This window comes from Persicitalea sp. (genome assembly GCF_041751555.1).
In the GTDB taxonomy this organism is placed as follows: domain Bacteria; phylum Bacteroidota; class Bacteroidia; order Cytophagales; family Spirosomataceae; genus Persicitalea.
Genome location: NZ_JBGSXF010000316.1, coordinates 1 through 3,732, shown reverse-complemented (window position 1 = coordinate 3,732; position 3,732 = coordinate 1). Strand labels below are relative to the sequence as shown.

The following is a 3,732-nucleotide window of genomic DNA, read 5'->3' as shown; positions in this document are numbered from 1 at the left end:
GTTCAGTTCCGGGCCACCGCCACGATCGGCGGAACCCGCCACAACGTACACTTTGCCGTTAAGAACTGCGGCCCCGGTGCCGTGCCGCCCCTGCGTCATCGCCGTGAATGTTTCCCATTGCCCGGTTTTAGTGTTGTAGGCTTCCACTTCCCGATGGGCGGTGTTCTGCGCCGCACTTTCGCCGCCCAGAATCAGGACTTTTTTGCCGTAAGCCACGGCCATATTCCCCGCGCGCTCGGTGGGAATATTTTGCTTCTCGTCCAGCGTCGTCCAGGTATTGGTTTTGAAATCGTACACATCCACCTCGGGGACGGTCAGGTTGAAAACGTTCTTGGTCTTGGCCGTGGAACGCCGCCCACCCGCTACGTAAAGCTTGTCGCCGACCATCGCCACCGAGACATGGTCGCGGGTACGGGGGGCGTCGGGTAGTTGCCGCCATTGGTTGGTTTTGGGGTCGTACTCGTCGAGCCAGGCCACGTGGCCGTCCCAGTGGCCGTCCTGAATGCCGCAGACTACGTAAATCTTGTCGTTATGCACGAACGCTCCGGCGGCACCCCGACGGCGGTTTTCAGGAATTTCGGGTCCTTCGCGCCATTCGTTGCGTTCAGGATTGAAGATGTACATTTTTGGAATGGGCAGCTCGTGGGGATAAGGCCCGGTGAAGGCACCAACTACATATATTTCGTCCCGATAGGTAATGGCCTGAAAATGGCTCATTTCGAGCGGCGTTACGGCTTTTGTTGTCCAGGAATCTTGCTTGGGGTCGTATTCTTCCACCGCTTTTACGCCTCGTCCGCCCAGCAGGTACAGTTTGCCGTTGGCTTCCGCCAGGGCGCACTCGTGCCTTTTAGTGGGTAAATTCAGCGGTTCGGCGGCTTGCCATACCTGAGCAGAAACCAGCGATATACCGCTTAGCGCGGCTACCAAGTAGGTTAGGCAGAGTGTTCTTAGGTAATATTTCATAGGGAGGTGGTTCAAGTTTACGATACGAATTAAGTGAAAAAACACGGGTTCCCCGCTTTTTACCATAATCCCCGCTATATTTAGCGGCCAGGCATTTTTCTTTACTTCTTCATTTTGGATTCTCGACTAAGGTAATCCTTGCTTTGTTACACAGTTTTCTTTTCCATTTTTTCTATGAAAAAACTACCCTTCGCTTTCCTGCTGCTGTTTTGTGCGTGTTCAACTTCCCAAACATCCAAACAAAAAATGACAACTACTGCCAATCAAGAAGAGTGGCAGCAGTTGTTCAATGGCAAAGACCTGTCGGGCTGGGACATCAAAATCCGGGGCTACGAACTGAACGAGAATTTTGGCAATACTTTTCGCATCGAAGACGGCAAGATCGTGACGCGTTACGAGGCTTACGACGATTTCAAGCAACGTTACGGTCACCTATTTTACAAGAAAAACTTCTCCTACTACCGCTTCGCGACCGAGTACCGCTTCGTGGGCGAGCAGCCGCCCGGCGGCGAAGGCTGGGCCAAACGCAACAGCGGCATCATGGTTCACGGGCAAACCGCCGCCTCGATGGGAAAGGACCAGGATTTTCCAATTTCAATCGAAGTACAACTGCTGGGTGGCCTGGACAAAGGTGAGCGATCCACCTGCAATCTTTGTACTCCCGGCACCAATGTGGTGTACAACGGTAAGCTGGACACCCGGCATTGCATCAACTCCACCTCCAAAACCTACAATGGCGACCAGTGGGTACGGGCCGAAGTCCTCGTGCTGGGCGATTCTTCGATTCAACATTTCGTGAATGGCGAGAAGGTTTTGGAATACACCAAACCGCAAGTCGGCGGCGGCAATGTCGGTAGTTTTGATCCGGCCCAAAAACCCGACGGCAAACTGTTGAACGAAGGCTCCATTTCGCTGCAAAGCGAAAGCCACCCGGTGGAGTTTCGCAAAGTAGAAATATTGAACTTGAAGGGCTGCATGGATCCGAAAGCGACGAATTTTAAGTCGTATTACATGAAAGAGGACAATTCGCTTTGTACGTACAGCGGTAAAAAGGGAAAGAGTGAGTAGTGAACCCACATCCGACTTTTTTTTGTAAAAATGAAAGCTTTTGCTCTGTTTTGTTTTGCCTGGTTAGCGGCCTCGGCTTCGCATTCTCAAAATGCGCCCCGAGCCATCCGACTGAACCAGATCGGCTACTACCCTGATGCTCCCAAGCTAGCGGCAGTGTATGGAGTCGCGGCGGGTAGTTTCACAGTAAAATCCGCTGAGGGAGACGAGGTAGTTTACAAGGGACAACTGAGTGAAAGCCGTACGTCTCCTTTTTCAGACAAAACTACCCGCATTGCCGATTTTACAGATTTCAGCAAGCCGGGCCGCTACGTACTGGACATTGTGGGGCTGGGTTCTTCCTACCCTTTTGAAATAAAAACCCACGTCCACGACGCGGCGTCGCGCGCGGCAATCAAGGGCTACTATTTTCAGCGGATGTCCACGCCTTTGCCGGAAAAGTACGCCGGAAAGTGGGCGCGGCGCGGCGGACATCCCGATACGGCGGTGCTTGTGCATCCCTCGGCTGCTAGTCCGCGCCGTCCCGCCGGGACAATTATTTCCGCGCCGGGCGGCTGGTACGATGCTGGGGACTACAACAAGTACATTGTCAATTCGGGTATCTCGGTGGGGACGATGCTGGCGGCCTACGAAGATTTTCCGGCTTACTACGACGCGTTAAATCTCAATATTCCTGAAAGCGAAAATTCCCTACCGGATTTGCTGGATGAGGCACTTTGGAACTTGCGCTGGATGCTGACGATGCAAGACCCTAACGACGGCGGGGTCTATCACAAACTCACCAACGCCGCCTTCGACGGCATGAAGGTTATGCCGCACGAAGCCACTAAAACCCGCTACGTGGTGCAGAAAAGCACGACCGCCGCGCTGGACTTCGCGGCGGTGATGGCGCAGGCTTCACGAATTTTCCAAAATTACCAAAAACCACTGCCCGGCCTGGCCGACTCCTGCCTTATCGCCGCGCAACGCGCCTGGGGTTGGGCGAAGGTGAATCCGAACGTGATATACGATCAGGAAGCGCTGAACGCGGCTTTCGATCCCGACATTAAAACGGGAGCTTATGGCGACAAAAACCTGGCGGACGAGTTTATCTGGGCGGCGTGTGAACTCTACATCACGACCAAAAGCGACGCGTACTACACGGCGGTCGAGCTTTTTCCCGACGACAATATCCCGCTGCCTTCCTGGCCGCAGGTGCGGTCGATGGGGTACTTCTCGCTGCTTCGCCACGCCGACCAGTTGACCGACATCGCCCGCAAAGACGTAGCCGCGCTACGCTCCCGAATGATTGCGATGGCCGATGGACTCATCGAAGGCACGGACGCGCACTACCTCAACACCGTCATGGGCCACCGCCGCTCGGACTATCCCTGGGGCAGCAGCGCCGTGGCCGCCAATCAGGGCATGGCGATCATGCAGGCGTACCGTCTGACCAAAGACAAAAAGTACCTGAACGCAGCCCTCACGAATGTGGATTATCTGCTGGGGCGCAACGGTACGGGCTACTGCTTCCTGACGGGCTTCGGGAGCCAGCAAGTGATGCACCCGCACCACCGCCCCTCCGTTGCCGACGGTGTGACAGAACCCGTACCGGGCCTGCTGTCGGGTGGACCAAATCCGGGCAAACAGGACAAATGCCCGACCTACACTTCGGATTTGCCCGACGAAGCGTTCACGGATGACGATTGCTCCTACGCTTCC

The 3,732-nt window shown here is 54.9% G+C and carries 3 protein-coding genes; 2 read left to right on the top strand and 1 reads right to left on the bottom strand.

The features are described 5' to 3' along the window. On the bottom strand, nt 1-963 hold a 963-nt coding region (locus ACEW8P_RS11430), incomplete at its 3' end, for a Kelch repeat-containing protein (protein WP_373513211.1). A gap of 246 nt (nt 964-1,209) precedes the next feature. Between ACEW8P_RS11430 and ACEW8P_RS11425 the strand changes: the two genes are divergently transcribed. Beyond that, nucleotides 1,210-2,031: a DUF1080 domain-containing protein gene (locus tag ACEW8P_RS11425; protein WP_373513210.1), complete on the top strand. Its 822-nt coding sequence runs from the start codon at nt 1,210-1,212 to the stop codon at nt 2,029-2,031. Between the two features lie 30 nt (nt 2,032-2,061). Continuing rightward, nucleotides 2,062-3,732: glycoside hydrolase family 9 protein (locus tag ACEW8P_RS11420; RefSeq protein ID WP_373513209.1), on the top strand; the 1,671-nt coding region annotated here is incomplete at its 3' end.

Coding starts and splice junctions, on each gene's coding strand:
- ACEW8P_RS11425 (WP_373513210.1), top strand. CDS start 1,210: ATGACAACTACTGCCAATCAAGAAGAGTGGCAGCAGTTGTTCAATGGC.